The organism is Cupriavidus sp. HMR-1, assembly GCF_000319775.1.
GTDB lineage: Bacteria > Pseudomonadota > Gammaproteobacteria > Burkholderiales > Burkholderiaceae > Cupriavidus > Cupriavidus metallidurans.
This window is the reverse complement of sequence record NZ_ANKP01000258.1, coordinates 41390-58798: the sequence shown is the minus strand read 5'-3', so window position 1 is coordinate 58798 and position 17409 is coordinate 41390. Positions and strand designations below refer to the sequence as shown.

Sequence of the window (17409 nt, the reverse complement as noted above, 5' to 3'; positions counted from 1 at the left end):
TCGCGCCCGAATCGGCGCTCGCCCAGTCGCTGCCCGGCGTGACCAGCCGGCCGGGACCCGGCGGCGGCCAGACCTGGTCGCTGTCGATCCAGACGCTGGTCCTGCTGACATCGCTGTCGTTCCTGCCGGCGGCCATGCTGATGATGACGGGCTTCACCCGCATCATCATCGTGCTGGGCCTGCTGCGCAACGCGCTGGGCACGGCATCGTCGCCGCCCAACCAGGTACTCGTGGGCCTGTCGCTGTTCCTGACGTTCTTCGTCATGTCGCCGGTGTTCGACAAGGTCTACACCGACGCCTACCAGCCGCTCTCCGAAAACAAGATCAGCCTCGAGACCGCCGCCCAGCGCGCCGCCGTGCCGCTGCGCGCGTTCATGCTGCGCCAGACCCGCGAGAAGGACCTGGCGATGTTCGCGCAGATGGCCAAGACGCCCGAGCTGCAGGGCCCCGAGGACGTGCCGTTCACGGTGCTGGTGCCGGCGTTCGTCACCAGCGAACTGAAGACCGCGTTTCAGATCGGCTTCACGATCTTCATCCCGTTCCTCATCATCGACCTCGTCGTGGCCAGCGTGCTGATGGCGATGGGCATGATGATGGTGCCACCCGCCACCATTTCGCTGCCGTTCAAGCTGATGCTGTTCGTGCTGGTCGATGGCTGGCAACTGCTGCTGGGCTCCCTGGCGCAGAGCTTCATGAACTGACCGGAGGCCCGCCATGACACCGGAAATGGTGATGACCATCGCCACGCAGGCGATGAAGATGACGCTGTTGCTGGCCGCGCCGCTGCTGCTGGTGGCGCTGGCGGCGGGTCTGGTGGTGAGCCTGTTCCAGGCCGCGACGCAGATCAACGAAATGACGCTGACCTTCATCCCGAAGCTCATCGCCCTGTTCGCGACGATGGTGCTCGTCGGCCCGTGGATGATCAACACCTTCGTGGACTACATGCGCCAGGTGTTCCAGAGCATCCCCGCCATGGCCCACTGATCTGGCCGCCGTACCTTTTTCCCTTTTCCTTCCCAATAGCCTGCCGTGATCGAGGTCACCACCGCCCAGATGTACGGCTGGATCGCCGCCTTCCTGTGGCCGATGTTCCGGATGCTGGGGCTGATCTCATCCGCGCCGCTGCTCAGCGAATCGACGATTCCCCGGCGTCTCAAGATCCTGCTGGCGGCCGCCCTGTCGGTAGTCATCTCCCCCACGATCGGCAATATCCCCGCTGTACCGGTCTACTCGCTCGATGGCCTGCTGATTGTCCTCAACGAAGTCGGCATCGGCCTGTCGATGGGTTTCGCAATGCGGCTGGTATTCGCCGCGGTGCAGATGGCGGGTGAAGTCATCGGCTTGCAGATGGGTCTGTCGTTCGCGTCGTTCTACGATCGCTCCGCTGGCGGCCAGACCATGGTGCTGTCACGCTTCCTGAACATGGTGGCCATGCTGCTGTTCCTGGCGCTCGACGGGCATCTGATGATGCTGGCCGCGCTGATCGACAGCTTCCAGGGCCTGCCCATCTCCGGCGTGCCGCTCTCCGGGCACGGCTGGGGTGTGCTGGCTCGCGCGGGTTCGATGATCTTCTCCGCCGGTACCCTGCTCTCGCTGCCGATGATCGCGGCGCTGCTGACGATGAACCTGGCCATGGGCATCCTGAACCGTGCCTCGCCGCAGCTTTCGATCTTCGCCGTGGGCTTCCCCGTCACGCTGCTGGGCGGCATGCTGGTCCTGGCGCTGGTGATGCCGCACATGGGCGCCTACGTGCAGCATCTGATCGAAAGCGGCCTGCAGACCGCCGCTACCGTGCTCGACCAGCTAGCGCCCTAGCGATCAGGCAAAGACCTCGGCCGTCGCTCAGGACAGCGCGCCCACCTGCTTCAGCACCGCGCGCGCAATCTCCTGGCGCTTCGGCGCGACGCCCGGGTTCGGCATATCCAGGTTGATCGCGAACACGTACGTATCGTTGCCGCGCGCCACCCAGCCCACCCACCAGCCAACATCAACCTTTCCGGGCACCGTCACCCAGCCGGTCTTGGCGTAGATCGTGTACGCCGGCGTCTTCTCGATCGCCAGGATGTCATCGAGCATGTCGTAGCTCCGCGCCGAGATCATCGGCACCCTGCGCGCCGCCACTTCACGCAGGAAATCCACCTGCTGGTAGGCCGTGATCGTCAACTGGTTGTTAAGCCAGAACCAGTCCACCGGACCGTCGACGTTAGCATTCCCGAAACGCGCGGCTCGCAGGTACTTGCGGTACTGCTCAGTGCCGATGCGCCGCGCCAGTGTCTGATAGGCGGGAATGCACGAATTCTTGAGTGCCACACGCATCGAAACCTCGCCGTTGCAGACCGGTGGTAGAAACGGCTTGCCGTTGTGCATGATGATCTTGCCGTCCCAGGGCAGCATGTCGTTGTCGACATCGGCGGCAGCGCCCGTCTCGAGCGCGATCAGCGAATTGAAAACCTTGAACGTCGACGCGGGCGAATAGGCTGTTGCCGCGCGTTCGGGGTTGTACGTCAGCGTGCGTTGCTGCCGCACGTCGTGAATGACCATCGTGCCGTCGACGCCCGCGGCATCAAACAATGATCGGGCGTTGATTGTCGATCCGGTGATGGCATGGGCGGCCAGCGGCAACAGCAGGCAGAGCGCCAGGGTCAGGCGCGCAAGTTTGTCTCGCATATCGACTCGTTATGTGAAGTGATGAGGATTGGTGTTTCGTCATGTCGACGGTTGGCAATCCAGGCCCGGATCGTGTTGCGGAGCATAGTTCGCGATGCATCAGGCGCCAACCGCGCCCGCTGTAACACGCGTAACATGGCGGCCATGCCCGCCCCCGTCATCCGCATCGACCTGTCTCCGCCCTATCGCGTCGCGGGACAATCCGCCCGCCACCAGTCGGTCTGGCTACTGGCGCGCATCTGGCTGGCCGCCACACGAGACCAGGATGACCTGCGCTCGGCCGAGGTACGGGCGCGCTTCGCCGACGCCACTGACGTACGCATGATCGTGTCACGTGCGTTCGCGGATTTCGCGCGCTGGCAGGTGCCCGTGGGCTGGGGTGCGGACAAAGATGTCGATGTCTCCGGCCTGCGCACGGGAGGCCGCAGCAAGGGTCCGTTCTGGATGCCAACGTCAACCGCGCAGCGGCTGCGTTTCATCGTCAACGGCAAGGCACTCGGCGTTGCGGGCGTCGCGCGCTGGCTCGGCAAGTCCGTTTCCGGCGATGCCGCGGCATCGACAACAACGGCGGGCGACGACGACGGATTGCGCTACGTGATGCGCGACATGGACTTCTGGCGCCACCTGACCCAGGCGATGCGAGGCGCGCAGGATGGTTTCGCGGGCACGCTGGAGGCTGGCGTCGCAGAATCGTTTCGCGCGGCGCAGCGTAGTGCGGCCGACGACTTCCAGCACGCGCTGTCGCTGCTCAAGGAAAGCCTCGCATGGCGCCGCAGCGATCGGCTGGACCGCAGTCGCGCGGCATTGCAACGGTTCCAGCGTCTGGTTGCGCGCGGCGGCGTCAACGCCGCGCTGCCGACCTTCGCGGCGATGGTGCACGTGGTGCGCGCCTGGGAACACTACGCGCGCGCCGACCTGTCGTCGGCACTGGCGGAACTCACACGGCTCACCGCGGATGCGGAACTGCGACCCGTGGTGCGCTACAACCCGCGAGTCCGCTTCGAGACGCTGAATCTTGACGCGCTGGTACACAAGAGTCTCGCCCTGCGGCCCGATGCGACCCACACAACCGATACGCCAACTCGACGGGCCGCCGCCTGTCGTGCGCTCGAGTCCTTTTCCAGCGCGTTGCAGGCCGCGTATGAAGCTGACTCCGTCGATGCCGTACAGCACGCGGCGGCAAACATCGGCTGGTCGCTCTGGCTGTTCTGGCGCCAGGGTCTCGTCGATGAGGCTCGCACGCTGTCGGCTAGCGACGTGCAGCGGCAGGCCATGCGCTGGCTTGGACTATCCGAATGGATCTGTGATCGCTTCGGCGTGGGCGGTGGATCGGCCTGGAACACGGTGTTCCTTTTGCGTATCGCGCGTGGCGACATCGCCGACGAGCCGCCCATTTCATTGCGCGCCTTCCGTGCCCGCCGCCCCCTCAGCGTGGCCGAGGCGATCGACGCGCTGCGGCCCTTTCACGCCCCGTTCGCGCCCGCCAAGGGGTTCGTGCGCTGGTCGTCGGTGGCGGCGTTCGCGCTCGAGGAACACGATGCCGGACACGTCCGCTACAACGCGCTGCAGTTCGCCAATCTGCTGCTGGAGTCCGTCTGGTACCTGGCCCATGAACAGGGCGACTCGATGCAGGCGTACTCGACAATGGAACGGCTGGTTGCCCAGATCGCCGTGCTGAGGCCCGGCGAGCGCGGCTTCTTTCACGCCGAAATCCGCGCGTTCCCGCCCGAATTGCGAACCGCCGCCAGCCACGCCGGGCCCCGGCGCCAGCGGGCGGGCATCGCGCCTGCGTGAGCACAGGCCGTCATATTTATTACACACTCGGCCTGTACGGTTGCGCCCCTAACAGGGGAGAAAACCATGCGCACAAAAAAAGCCCTCGGCTGGACAGCCGGGATGGTAGCGCTCGTCGCCGTGGCGGGATTGCACGGTTGCGGGAGCGACGACACCAACACCACCACCAATAGCAGCACCGGCGGCACCACGCCACCTGCGACGACACCGCCCACCACGCCACCTACGGTCACGCCGGCCGACGCGGCCACCGCGAGCGCCAACATCCAGGCCGCGTGGGTCGAGATCGGCGACGGCAACCAGGCCATCGCACGCGCCGTCACCAGCTATGTCGCGCCAGCCGACGCCGGTACCAATGGTGTCTGCCCGATGCTGACCGTCGATGGCAAGGCAACGCGCATGACGCTGCGCGTGGGCCCCGCCACCGTGCCGCTGCGGACCACCGCGAGCGCGCCGGCCGATTCGAAGCCGTCCGAGTTCCCGGTATCGGTGTGCGAAGCCACCGTGGCTTCCACCGCCACCAGCGCGGCCATCGGCACGCAGACACTGCCGCTGCCCAAGGCATTGCCGCAGCGCATCGTGGTGCTGGCCGACACGGGCTGCCGCCTGAAGAAGGCCGACAACGCATGGCAGGCATGCAGCGACACCGACGCCTGGCCGCTCTCCACGGTGGCCACCACGGCAGCGGGCTTCAATCCCGACCTCGTGCTGCACATCGGCGACTACCACTATCGCGAGAACGCCTGCCCGCCGGACATCGCCGGTTGCCAGGGCAGCCCGTGGGGCTATGGCTGGGATACGTGGCAGGCTGACCTGTTCAAGCCCGCCGCGCCGCTGCTGGCCAAGGCGCCGTGGGTGGTGGTGCGCGGCAACCACGAGGAATGCGCGCGTGCCGGCCAGGGCTGGTCACGCTTCCTCGATCCGCGCCCGTTCGACACCACGCGCTCGTGCGACGATCCCGTCAACGACAGCAGCGGCAACTACTCCGACCCTTACGCGGTGTCGCTGGGCGGGGGTTCACAGGTGATCGTGTTCGACTCTGCCAAGGCTGGCAAGGCAGCGTTGCCGACCAACGATCCGCAGTTCATCGCCTACCAGAAGCAGTTCCAGACCGTGGCCACGCTGGCTGCCAAGCCAGGCATGACGACCACGATCTTCACGAACCACCATCCGATCCTCGGCTTCGCGCCGATAGCAGGCGCGAACCCGGCGCCGGGCAACCTGGCGCTGCAGTCGGTGATGTCGAACCTGAATGCGCAGGCGTACTACCCGACTGGCGTTCACGTGGCGCTGCACGGCCACGTGCATGACTTCCAGGCGATCAACTTCGCGTCGGCGCATCCGGCGACGATCGTGACCGGCAACGGCGGCGACAACCTCGACGTCGCGCTGCCCGATCCGTTGCCTGCCGGCAGCGTGCCGGCTCCGGGCACGACGATCGACCGGATCACGCACCATGCCAGCTTCGGCTTCCTGGTGATGGACCGCAAGGCCTCGCCGGCCACCGGGTGGGCCTTCAAGGCCTACGCGAAGGACGGCAAGTTGATGGCCACCTGCAACCAGACCGGCAACACGGTGACGTGCGACAAGACCGGCTTTATCGCACCTTGAACGCACCTTGATCGCATATTGATGACACCTGCAAGACCTGCCGTCGCCGCCCTTGCGCTCTGGGCGGTGACAGGCCACGCCGGCGCGGCGGGCACCGTGCTGCTGCCTGGCGCACCGCCCGCGCAGGTGGTGGCGACCATCGGCAATGGCACGCCCAAGGTGAGCGCGAAGGTCGATGCCACTACCGGCGTCTTCCGGCCAGATCCGGCGCTGGTGGCGCTCGGCAAGCGCGCGTTCTTCGATCCGCGCCTGTCGATGCCGCGCGGGCAGTCGTGCGCAAGCTGCCATGACCCGGCGCGCGCGTTCTCGCCCACGCTGCCAGACGGTGGAAAGCGTGACCCCGGCGTGCCGCAAGGCAGTCGCCCGGGGCACTTCAGCCTGCGTAATCCACCTTCGTTGCTATACGTGCGCTACGTGCCGCGCCGCCATTTCTATCAGGACGACGATGCCCCTGCGGCATCCCCATTCGGTGGCCTGTTCGCCGACGGCCGCGCCGACACGCTTGCCGAGCAGATACGCGGCCCGCTGCTCGATCCGAACGAGATGAACAACGGCAGCCCGGCCCGGCTGCTGCGCAACGTCAACGACACCGATCTGGCGCCGGCAATGGCCGCGCAATTCGGCCCAGCGGTACGCAAGGACCCACAGGCGATGCTCCGCGCCCTGGGCGCAGCGCTGCAGGCGTACATGCAAAGCGACGAGATGGCGCCGTTCACGTCACGCTTCGACGACTACCTGCGCCGCCGCACACCGCTGGCGCCGCAGGAAATGCGCGGACTGGCACTATTCAAGAACCCTGACAAGGGCAACTGCATGAGTTGCCATACGCTGTCTGATACCGCGAGCCGGCCGGAGCGGTCGCTGTTCACGGACTTCGGCTACGACGCGATCGCCGTGCCGCGCAACCGCGCCCTGCCCGCCAACCGCGATCCCAGGCACTTCGACAACGGGCTCTGCGCCACCGCGCGCACGTTGCGCTGGCCCGATCCCGACCAGTGGTGCGGCTACGTGCGCACCCCCGGCCTGCGCAACGTGGCCGTTCGCCAGCGCTTCATGCACAACGGGGTGTTCACGACGCTGCGCGATGCCGTGGCGTTCTACAACACGCGATCGATCGATCCGGGCAAGTGGTATGCCGGCGGCAAGACGTTCGACGATGTGCCCGTTGCCTATCGCGACAACATCAACGTCAACTCGCCGCCGATGAACCGGCGGCCAGACATGCCGGCCGCGCTGACGGAAGGCGAGATCGACGACATCGTCGCCTTCCTGCGCACGCTTACGGACGCGGCTTACGTGAACGCGATGCCTGCCGTCCGCTGACCAACGACGGCGCGGTGCGCGTCATGAAGGCGCCCGCCGCCCGATGGCAGCTTGAAGAACGCCACAGCATCGTCCAGCGACCGGCTCTGCTCCTCAAGCGCCTTCGACGCTTCCGCGGCCTCGTGCACCAGCGAGGCATTCTGCTGCGTGACCTGATCGATCTGCACGATCGCCTGATTCACTTGCTCAATGCCACGGTTCTGCTCGGCGGACGCGGTGGCAATCTCGTCGACGATATTGGTGACGCGAGCCACGGCCTGCGTGACGTCGGTCATGGTCTTGCCCGCTTCGCGGGCCAACGACGAGCCAGCCTGCACCTGGGCAACCGATGCGTCGATCAACTCCTTGATTTCCTTGGCCGCACTCGACGACCGCTGTGCGAGCCCACGCACCTCGCTGGCCACCACGGCAAACCCGCGCCCCTGCTCGCCGGCACGCGCAGCTTCCACCGCGGCGTTGAGCGCCAGGATATTGGTCTGGAATGCAATGCCTTCGATAATGCCGGTGATCTCCGCGATCTTGGTCGAGCTTGCGCTGATGCCTTCCATCGTATCGACCACGCGGCCCACGGTGCTGCTGCCCTGTTGGGCCACCTCGGTGGCGTTGCGGGCCAGTTCGCTGGCTTGTCGGGCATTCTCGGTGTTGTGGCGGACCGTCGCCGCCAGTTCCTCGATGCTCGCCGCGGTCTCCTCCAGCGACGCCGCCTGCTGCTCGGTACGGCTCGACAGGTCCATGTTGCCCTCGGCGATCTGGCCTGTGGCCACCGCGATGCTCGAACTGCCCTCGCGCACGCGCGCCACTGTTTCGCTCAAGCGCTCGTTCATGTCACGCAATGCGCCGAGCAGCCGGCCGGTCTCGTCCGTGGAATTCACCTCGATGCGCATGCCAAGTTCGCCGCGCGCGACGGTGCTGGCCACGCCCACGGCGCGCTCTATCGGCCCGGTGATCGCGCGGGTCAGCAACATGCCGCCGGTCATGGCAAAGGCCACCGCGGCTAGCGACACGATGATCAGCAGATTGCGCTGCGCGACATAGTCGTCCTGCAGCTTCCGGATCATTTCGTCCTGGCGCTCCTTGGTGAAGCTGGCATAGGTGTTGGTCGCCTTGATCAGCTCGGCCAGCAGTGGGCGGCATTCGTTGTTCATTTTCTCGATGGCGGCGTCACGCTTGCCCTCGAGCGCCAGGGCGACGATGGCCGTGGCCACGGGACCGTAACGCGCCTCGATGCGGTCGACCTCGGCCACCAGATTGCGGGCGGTCTCGCTTACGCCCTCGGCCTTGATCATCTCGTTAAGCTTGCCCAGCCGCGCCTTTACGTCGTCGTGCGCCTTGAGCACCGCTTCCTTTTCCAGACTGATATCTGCCGGCGTGGTGACCAGCACGAGATTGCGCGCGGCGATGGCGCGACGATCGACTGACGTGCGCACCTCGGACGCCATCGCGCCACGGGCGTTGAGCCCGTTGATGTAGGCACTGAACCCATCGGTCGCCTGACTCAGCGCACGCAAGGACAGCCCCGAAACCACCAGCACGATGAGTGCCAGCGCGCCAAACCCCGCAAGGAGCCTGGTCTTGATCGACAGATCGCGGATTTTCACAGCTACCCCCAGTTGCCGATTCCTCGGCGATATGGATGTTGTTGCATCACGGTGTGATGCATTAAGCACTGAAAATCCCCGTATCACGCGTTACAGGTGTCGTCCGCGCCATCACGCCAACGCCCTGTATGTATTGTTTGCTGGCTAACGGCTGTCGGCCCCTCGATTTCGCCCTACTCCGGTAGGGAGTGGGGGTGAAAGCGCCTAGGGATTTGCCCTCATGCAACCCGATGCATGAGATCCGTAGTTTTAAATTGCATTTCAGATGCATGTTTCATAGAATCGATTGCGTCAAGCGCACCTTCCCCTCCGATCATGTCAGTCCTGCTGCAAATCTCCCCACCCTCCCGCTCCCAGGCCGGCTATCGCGGATTGCCCGTGCTCGCGCTGGGTTTTCGCCCGTTTTATCTACTGGCTGCCGCATTCGGCGCCCTGGCCGTGGTGGCCTGGGTCGCCATGTACCTTGGCTGGTGGACGCCGGCCAGCCAGCCGTGGGCCGGCACCATGGTCTGGCACGCGCATGAGATGGTGTTTGGTTTCTCGGCCGCGGTAGTGGTCGGCTTTCTGTTCACGGCCGGCAAGAACTGGACCGGACTGCAAACGCCGCAGGGGGCCTGGCTCGGCACATTGGTCGGCGTGTGGCTGCTGGCCCGTGTGCTGATGTGGAGCGGCCCGGCATGGGCGGCCATCACGGTCGATGTGCTGTTCCTGCCACTGTGCAGCCTGAGCTTCTATCGTATCCTCCGGCGCGCCAAGAGCCAGCGTAACTATGGCCTGGCGATCGCACTCGGCGTGATGGGGGCCTTCAACCTCGGCTTCCACGCCGCCGTGCTGAGCGGCCGGATCGACTGGGCACTGCACGCGTCAGAAGCCGCCATCGGGCTCGTCGCCATCTTCGTCACGGTGATCGGTGGCCGCGTGATTCCAATGTTCACCGCCAATGCGATTCCCGGTATCCGCATTCGCCGCTGGGCGTGGGTCGAACGCTGCGTGATCCCGCTGACGCTGCTGGCCGCGCTGGCTAGCGCCGTGGTGGCACCTGCGATCATCCTGGCACCGCTGGCGCTCGCCGCCGCCATCGCGCAGGGCGTCCGCCTGGCCGGATGGGATTCGCTACGCACGATACGCAAGCCGATCGTCAGCATCCTGCACGCCGCCTATGCATTCCTGCCGGTAGGTTTCCTCTTGATCGCCGCAGCTTCGCTGGGCTGGGTGGACCGCTCTACCGCGCTCCATGCGCTGACCGTCGGCGTGATCGGGGGCGCCATCATCGCGATGGTGACACGCACGGCGCTGGGCCATTCCGGCCGCCGCCTGGAAACGGGCCGCATGGAACACCTGGCCTACCTGTGCATGGCGCTGGCCGCCATTGTGCGGGTGGCCGGTCCGATCGCCCTGCCGGCGCTCAAGCCCGAGGCCGTCGCCGCGTCGGGCATCCTGTGGGCGCTGTCCCTCGTGCTCTACCTTGTCAAATACACGCCTTACCTGACGCGCGCACGCATCGACGGCAAGGAGGGTTGAGCGGAGGGCTGGGCGGAGGGCTGGGCGTTATCCGGCACTAAGAAGCCGTTTCAAAATGAAGCGAAGCGGTTCGGGCTAGACACGGGGCCGCAGACAGTACAAGTAGTACGGCAAGGCCCCGCAACGACGCCAGAATCTTTTTGGAAACGGCTTCCACAGTCAAAGGGGGCGATCGACAGTGCTCGATCGCCCCCTTTCTTCCTTCAGCTTCCTGCCGTCGTATCAACCACTTCGACCGCCTTGGTCATCCTAGTCAAAAAGCTCGTTCAGCCAGGACTTCCTGCGTTTATTGCCGTGATGGCCATTTCGACTGCCATAACCGTCATGACCGCCGCGCCCGTGGTCATCACCGTGGTAGGCAGGTGATGCCGGCCGTTCGCGCGGCGCCGAGGCCTGTGACACTGGCGTGGCCATTGCAGAGCGCTCCAGGATCTTGTCCAGCTCGCCACGGTCCAGCCAGACGCCCCGGCATCGCGGACAGTAGTCGATCTCCACACCTTGTCGATCCGCCATGATCAGTACCGAGTCGGGGCAGGTTGGGCATTTCATTTGGAGCTCCTTGCAGTGGGGTGCGCGAATGGCGCGTTGCGGCCCATTCTATGGCGCGCCCCTGCCACCAAGCGCTGCATGACAGCAATGTCATCTCGGTGTCATCCGCCGTTTATGCACGGGTGCCTCGCACCGCACCGGCCTCCTCCCGCCGCGCGGATCAAGGGCGCGTCGCGCTCCCCAGAACTGGCAGCCGGAACGTGAACACCGTGCCACCGCCATCGCGCGGTGCCGCATCGAGCTCGCCGCCGTGGGCGTCGATGATCGACTTGCAGATGGCAAGCCCCATGCCCATGCCGCTCTGCTTGCTGGTGATGAACGGGTCGAACAGCCGCTGGCGCATGGCATCGGGAATGCCGTGGCCGGCGTCCTCGACCCGGATCACGACCTCGGCATTCTCGAGCGCCGAAGCAATCACCAGATCGCGCGCATCCGGCGGCGTCGTCGCCATCGCGTCGATGGCATTGGTGATCAGGTTCAGCATCACCTGCTGCAACTGCACGCGATCTGCCGCCACCAGCGCGCCGCCCGTGGACAAGCTCGTCGAGACCCGCACGCCGTGTCCGGCGATTTCCATGCGCACCATATCGAGCACTTCGCTCAGAACCTCGTCGGGCTGCAGCGGTGTCATTACCGATGGGGTCTGCCTGGCCAGCGCGCGCAAGGCACGAATGATCTCGGCCGCGCGCAGGCCATTCTTGCGAATATGCGCGAGCCCGTCCTGAACCTCGCCGAGATTTGGTGTGGCGCGGTTGAGCCAGCGCAGGCTGGCATCGACCGACGCCACGATCGCCGTCAGCGGCTGGTTCACCTCATGGGCAATGGAGGCCGCCAACGTGCCCATCACCGTCAGATGGGAGGTCCGCGCAAGCTCGGCACGGGCCGAACGCAGGCCCATCTCGGCTGCCAGGCGGCGATCGTTCTCGTCGATCAATTGCTCGTAGAGCCGCGCGGTCTCCAACGCAATCGCCACCTGCGGCGCCAGCACCTCCAGTTCGGCAATCCGCCCGGCACCGAACACGCCCGGCGCCAGGTTATTTTCGAGGTAGTACGCGCCGATCAACGTGCCGCCGCGCACCAGCGGCAGGCACACCAGCGAGCGCAACCGCCGCCCGGACGCGCCGCGCATCCGGATCGACGGCGCATCGGCAGAGGCGTCGGCCAGCGCGAAGGTCTGACGCGTGCGCAGGACGCTGTTGAGGACGGTAAGCGGCAACAGGTCGTCGTTCGGCTCCACGGTACCGAGCGTGGTGGAAACGGCGCCGTCGACGACGCGCGCGGACGCCTCGATCATCGGGCGATCGCCACGCATCAGCAGCAGCAATCCGTACTGCGCACCGGCATGGACCACCACATCGGCCATCAGCGACTCGATCAGCCGATCCATGACGCGCTCGCTGCTCATGGCCTGGGCGGCCCGCATGCCGAGCTCCCAGCCTGCTGCCACCCGCGCCGGCTCGGCTGGCACCTGCTCAGGGCCACCCGCGCCGGCATCACCAAGCTCGGGATACTGGCGGCAGAGCTGGTCCGCCTTGTGGTGGGCGCCCCAGCGGCGATACGCGTCGCGTGCCGAATGCAGATGGTGCAGCCCCGAGTCCGGCAGCCCGTTGGCCAGACACAGCGCACCCGCCAGTTCGCAAGCGAGCGCCTGCTCGTGCACGAACCCCGATGCCGCCGCTACCCGCGCCGATTGCTCGTAACTCGCCAGCGCCCGCATGGCATCGCCTTGCAGACGCAGCATTTCCGCGTCGATCAACAGCAGCTTGTTCCGGAACGTCAGCGGATTCAGCGCGGTCCAGCGCGCAAATCGGTCCCGGTGACCGGCCAGCGCGGCGAGGACTCCGGCACGATCGAGACCCTCGACACTATCGACACCATCGACATCAGCCGGCGCGGCATGTGCCAGCGCCAATGCCAGGTACAAGCGGCAATCGGCCACGCTGATATGCGCCGGCGCCGACCACGCCAGCGCTTCCGCCTGCCGCAGGCTGCCGAGCGCGCGTGCCCATTGGCCACGGTATGCCCACGCCATGCCGTCGTGAAGCCAGACCCAGAAGCGCGTCGAAAAGGAGGTCGCGTCATCGGCCCGCTGCGCGACCGTCGATGCCGGGCCATCGCCACCGAAGCGCAGGCCGCGCAGAAAGAGCCGCTGCGCAGCCAGAATCCGCTCGATATCGGCATAGCGAACCAGCCGTGTCAGCCCCACGCCACGTTCGACCTCTTCATCAACGAGTGCAAGCGGCTCGCCCATCGCCAGCAGGTCCGAGACGATGTGATTGCAGGCATAGCAGGCCATGCCGATATCGCCCGACTCCCGCCCCAATGCCACGGCCTCCTGGGCGAGTCCGAGCGCGAACGCCAGCGGGCGGCTCCAGACGCTGACCTGGTCCACCGCCACCAGCGTGGCGATCTGCTCGGCCTGAAACCCATGCCGCTCCACCAGCGCCATCGCCGCCAGCCCAAAGGCGAGGCCGTCTTCGTACGCGTCATAAAGGCTGGCGATGAAGACGCCGAACCATGAAAGGCCATATGGCGTCTCGGGCGTCGCGCCATGCGCGAGCGACAGCTCCACCATCGTCGCCACATGCAGGAAACTGATCCCGTCGCGCACGAACTGCGAAGAAATCAGCGTCGAGAGCAACCCCATGACCGTGTGCATCCGCGCGTCGGCCGTGACTGGCAGTTCGCCAAGACTATCGATGGACCTTTCGCCAAGCAACGCCATGACCGATTCGTAGGCCTCCCGCATTCGCGCAGGCGACGGGTGTCGTTCGAGAAGCACGTCCACCAGCGCCAGCCCTGAAAGCGCGGCATTGATCGCCCCTTCGTAGTTGGACCGCACGGTCTGCAGCATGGCCAGCAGGCGATACACGGCGGCCTTGTCGACCGCCGGCATCTCGCGCCGTAGCAAGGCGTCGATCTCCCGCGCGGCGCGGTCGAGATCGGCCTGTGCCAGCAGGCACTCGCAGCGCAGCAGATGCGCGTCGCGCGCCAGCGGGTAGTGGGTGTCCCACCAGGTTGCATCCATCAACGTGAACGCCAGATCCACATGGCTGGCTGCGCGCGTCAGCACAGCCGCACGCTTGGCCCGTCTCGCCGAGTCATTGAGCGCCCGCACGAACATCACCCGCTCCGGCTCGGATAGCGCCTGCCCCGCAGTCCGCTCGATCTGGCTCCCGATCTCGAACGCGTGGTCCGCCGCCTGCTCGCCCCAGTGCTCGATCATGACGCGTGCCACGCGTGCATGCGCGGCCGGGCGCGCCTCCGGTTCCACCAATGAATAGGCGGCTTCCAGCACGCGGTCATGCTGGAACGCAAAGCCCTCCGGCACTTCGACGATCATCCCGGCATCGATAAACGGACGCAGCCCGTGCGCCAGTTCATCCGGCCCGACGCCGGCCACGCGGGCCTGCAACGCCGCCTCACCGCGAATGCCCACGCATGCCAGATGCTGTAGCAGCGCCGTGCCCGACTTCGGCAGCCGCGCGAAGCGCCGGAGCATCAGTTCGATCACATTGTCCGAGTAGCGCCGGTGCGCCAGCGCGGCATCGTCCCAGGCCCAGCCGGCTTCGCCACGCGCAAGCACGCCGTCGTCGATCAGCGCCCGCAGTAGTTGCACGCAGAAGAGCGGATTGCCGCCGGTTCTGGCGTGGATTGCGCGGGCCAGTGGTGCCACCTGAGCCACCGGCGCATCGAGCGCGGTGGCCACCAGATCGGCCACGGCCCGCCCGGGCAGCGACTGGACCGCGATGCTCGACACTGGCAATCCACCGCTACGACTGCCCTGCTGCAACCACGCCAGGCGCTGCGCCATCTCGTGGCCGGGCTCGCGATAGGCTGCGATCAGCAGGATATTGGGAGGGCGATGCGCCGCGAATGCCTCGAGCAGGCCAAGCGTTGAGGCGTCGGCCCATTGCAGGTCATCGAGGAACAGCACCAGCGGCTCGCTGGGCGCGGCGAACGCAGCAAACGTGCGCAGTACCGCGCTTTCGATCCGCGCCTGAGCCTGCCGGGCCGGCACTTCCGAAAGCGGCACGGTAGCGCCCAGCACGTATTCGACGACGGGCGCCAGTTCGGCGACCGCGCGCCCCTGCCCGGTCAGCCGATCGAGCCAGCGCAGGCGCACCTGCTGCAACGACGCATCGTCCTGGCCGAGCAACGTCATGGTCAGCGATGTGATGGCCTGCACCACCGGCGCATAGGGAATATCGCGCTGCAACTGATCGCTCTTGCCCGCCGCGAAGCGGGCCCCGGTCTGGTCCGCGTGCCCGCACAGCCATTCGGCCAATGCCGACTTTCCCACACCGGCCGCACCGGCAAGTAGTACCAGTTCCGATACCCCGGTCGCACGGACACGTGCCAACGCGCCATGCAGCACCTCCATCTCCCTGGCGCGGCCGGACAGCCGCCCCTGAAGGCCCGACCCCGTCCCTGGCAACGGCAGCGTGCCCGGCATGTCGAGGCAGAACGGTTCGATACGCCCGCGCTGCAACCACTCGGCACGGACACGTAGCAGGTCCGCCAGCAGCGCCGCCGCCGAGGTATAGCGACTGCCGGCATCCTTGGCCATCAGCTTGATGACGATCTGGCCCAGCACGGCCGGCAAATCGGGCCGACGCGATTGCGGCGGGGGCGGCTCGATGGCCATATGCGCGTGCTGCCATCCGGACGGCGAGTCCGCAACGAACGGCAGTTCGCCGGTCAGTAGCTTGTATAGCGTGACGCCGAGCGCGTAGAGATCGGCGCCGACACTCGGACGCGCCCCATCCTGCCGCATCAGTTCCGGTGCCAGATACGGCAAGACGGAATCGGCCGGATGCCGCAGCGCGGCGCAGGGTTCCTCAACAGCCACGGCATATCCGAACCCCGTGAGCCGCATGCGCCCAGCGTCGTCGAGCAGGAAGCTCTCTGGCCGGATCACGCCTTGCAGCAGGCCGCGCCCGTGCATGGCCGCCACGGCCCTGACCGCGCCGATTGCCAGTTCCAGGCGGGCCGCGATCGGGACGTCTTCACGCGCGCTGGCGTTCACCATGCCGAATTGGGTGGAGGCCTCGGCATCGCTGATCAGCACAAGCCGGTCAGGCGTCCAGATCGTGGCCGCTGGAATCGCCGCCCACGATGGCTCCATGCGCGTGGCAAGCCGCGCCGCGTTCCGCAGGCGCTCGCATACGGCCGTGGCCGTCAGCGGCGCGCTTTGGGCAAACCAGTGGGTCCGCGAGATCGGGTCAAACAGTCGGCAGGACTGGACGTGATCTCCCGTCAGCAGCACGGTCGATTCGACCCGCGCAAGCCAGACGGCGTCGAAGGCCGGCACGGGAGCATGTTCGATGCGGGGGAGGGAGGTCATGCTGGTGGCGATGGGCTGGCTCGTGGGGCGCGAGTGCGTCGTCACGCATTCTAGCCGTGCCCTGCAATACGTGTATTGCGCGTGCTATGCGGCGGCGAACTGGCGTGCCCGCCGCGCGGCATCCCTGTAAAGGCCGAGTTCCTGACCCATCAGCACCAGATCCGCAAAGGAGCGTGCGTTCATCTTGCGCATGGCCTGGCCCCGATGAATCTTGACCGTCACTTCGCTGATGCCGATCTCGCCCGCGATCTGCTTGTTCAGCAGGCCGGACACCGCCATGCCCATGACTTCCGCCTCGCGCGGTGTCAGCGTGGCGAAGCCGCGACGAATCGCGTCGGTCCTGCGCATCCCACGCCGGCGCGACCGGTCCCTATCGAGGGCGGCGGACACGGCTGCAATCAGCGACGTCTCCAGAATCGGCTTGGTCAGGAAATCCACCGCACCCGCCTTCATCGCTGCCGCCGTCATCGCCACATCGCCATACCCCGTCATGAAGATGATCGGCATCCCCATGCCGGACTGGCCGAGCCGCGACTGCAGGTCGAGCCCGCTGGCGCCGCCCAGCCTGACGTCGAGCAGCAGGCAGCAAGGCGTATCGGGAAGCGGATAGGCCATCAGCTCGCCTTCCGATGCGAACAGCGCCACATCCATGTCCAGCGAGCGAAAGAGGCCGCCGAGCGCGTCGAGCACCATGGTGTCGTCGTCCAGCACGAGTACCGTGCCAGGCTCTTGCTCGGCACTTGCGGCGGGTTCCAGGCAGGTAGCAGTCACGGCAAGGTCACAGAAAGTTCATGATTCACGGTCCATGCGCCGGCGCGCCAATGCGGTGCATTTCAGCATAGCGCCCGGATCCGTGCCACCCATACCAATGTCGTAGTTGCCAGCCCGCCGCTGCCTCGCCAACCGATGCCGCCCACCTATACGAAAGGTGTATGGCGTAGGCGCCCCGCGGCACCTACGCTGCGCACTGCCTCTTGCGGATGGGGCGGGTGGAGCTGA

General features: G+C 66.4%; 12 protein-coding genes. 7 read left to right on the top strand and 5 right to left on the bottom strand.

Features of this window, described 5'->3' with window-relative positions; translation table 11 throughout:
* From fliP to fliR, 3 genes are all read left to right on the top strand, one after another.
* Positions 1-701, top strand: a 701-nt coding sequence (gene fliP, locus D769_RS28375; RefSeq protein ID WP_008651901.1) for a flagellar type III secretion system pore protein FliP, incomplete at its 5' end; no start/stop codon positions are given.
* 13 nt (positions 702-714) lie between these two features.
* Positions 715-984 (top strand): flagellar biosynthesis protein FliQ, encoded by a 270-nt coding sequence (fliQ, locus tag D769_RS28370; protein ID WP_008651899.1) that lies wholly within the window; start codon positions 715-717, stop codon positions 982-984.
* A 45-nt stretch (positions 985-1029) separates the two neighbouring features.
* Entirely contained in the window at positions 1030-1815 is a 786-nt protein-coding gene (gene fliR / locus D769_RS28365) for a flagellar biosynthetic protein FliR (protein ID WP_008651897.1), read from the top strand.
* A gap of 27 nt (positions 1816-1842) precedes the next feature.
* Here fliR and D769_RS28360 read toward each other — a convergent pair whose 3' ends face one another.
* Entirely contained in the window at positions 1843-2667 is an 825-nt protein-coding gene (locus tag D769_RS28360) for a penicillin-binding transpeptidase domain-containing protein (protein ID WP_008651895.1), read from the bottom strand.
* Positions 2668-2811: 144 nt separating this feature from the next.
* On the opposite strand from D769_RS28360, the gene D769_RS28355 reads away from it, so the two are divergent.
* The 3 genes from D769_RS28355 (at position 2812) to D769_RS28345 (ending at position 7395) form a co-directional block, all read left to right on the top strand.
* Positions 2812-4461 (top strand): hypothetical protein, encoded by a 1650-nt coding sequence (locus D769_RS28355; RefSeq protein ID WP_234819135.1) that lies wholly within the window; start codon positions 2812-2814, stop codon positions 4459-4461.
* A gap of 66 nt (positions 4462-4527) precedes the next feature.
* A complete protein-coding gene (locus D769_RS28350) occupies positions 4528-6072 on the top strand; it encodes a metallophosphoesterase (RefSeq protein ID WP_040011320.1) in 1545 nt (514 codons plus the stop codon).
* A 21-nt stretch (positions 6073-6093) separates the two neighbouring features.
* Positions 6094-7395, top strand: a complete 1302-nt coding sequence (locus tag D769_RS28345) for a cytochrome c peroxidase (RefSeq protein WP_008651890.1) — start codon at positions 6094-6096, stop codon at positions 7393-7395.
* On the opposite strand, the gene D769_RS28340 is transcribed toward D769_RS28345, so the two are convergent.
* Positions 7365-8993, bottom strand: a complete 1629-nt coding sequence (locus D769_RS28340) for a methyl-accepting chemotaxis protein (RefSeq protein ID WP_008651888.1) — start codon at positions 8991-8993, stop codon at positions 7365-7367. The two genes, D769_RS28345 and D769_RS28340, sit on opposite strands and share 31 nt — an antisense overlap.
* Positions 8994-9308: 315 nt before the next feature.
* Between D769_RS28340 and D769_RS28335 the strand changes: the two genes are divergently transcribed.
* Positions 9309-10514: an NnrS family protein gene (locus D769_RS28335; RefSeq protein WP_040011319.1), complete on the top strand. Its 1206-nt coding sequence runs from the start codon at positions 9309-9311 to the stop codon at positions 10512-10514.
* Between the two features lie 249 nt (positions 10515-10763).
* On the opposite strand, the gene D769_RS28330 is transcribed toward D769_RS28335, so the two are convergent.
* The 3 genes from D769_RS28330 to D769_RS28320 form a co-directional block, all read right to left on the bottom strand.
* Complete coding sequence (locus tag D769_RS28330; RefSeq protein ID WP_008651884.1) at positions 10764-11063, bottom strand: zf-TFIIB domain-containing protein; 300 nt, start codon at positions 11061-11063, stop codon at positions 10764-10766.
* A gap of 160 nt (positions 11064-11223) precedes the next feature.
* On the bottom strand, positions 11224-16410 hold the full coding sequence (locus D769_RS28325) for an ATP-binding sensor histidine kinase (RefSeq protein WP_052018185.1): 5187 nt from the start codon (positions 16408-16410) through the stop codon (positions 11224-11226).
* A gap of 84 nt (positions 16411-16494) precedes the next feature.
* Positions 16495-17181, bottom strand: coding sequence for a response regulator (locus tag D769_RS28320; protein ID WP_035881050.1), 687 nt, complete (start codon positions 17179-17181; stop codon positions 16495-16497).
* Positions 17182-17409: the final 228 nt, after the last annotated feature.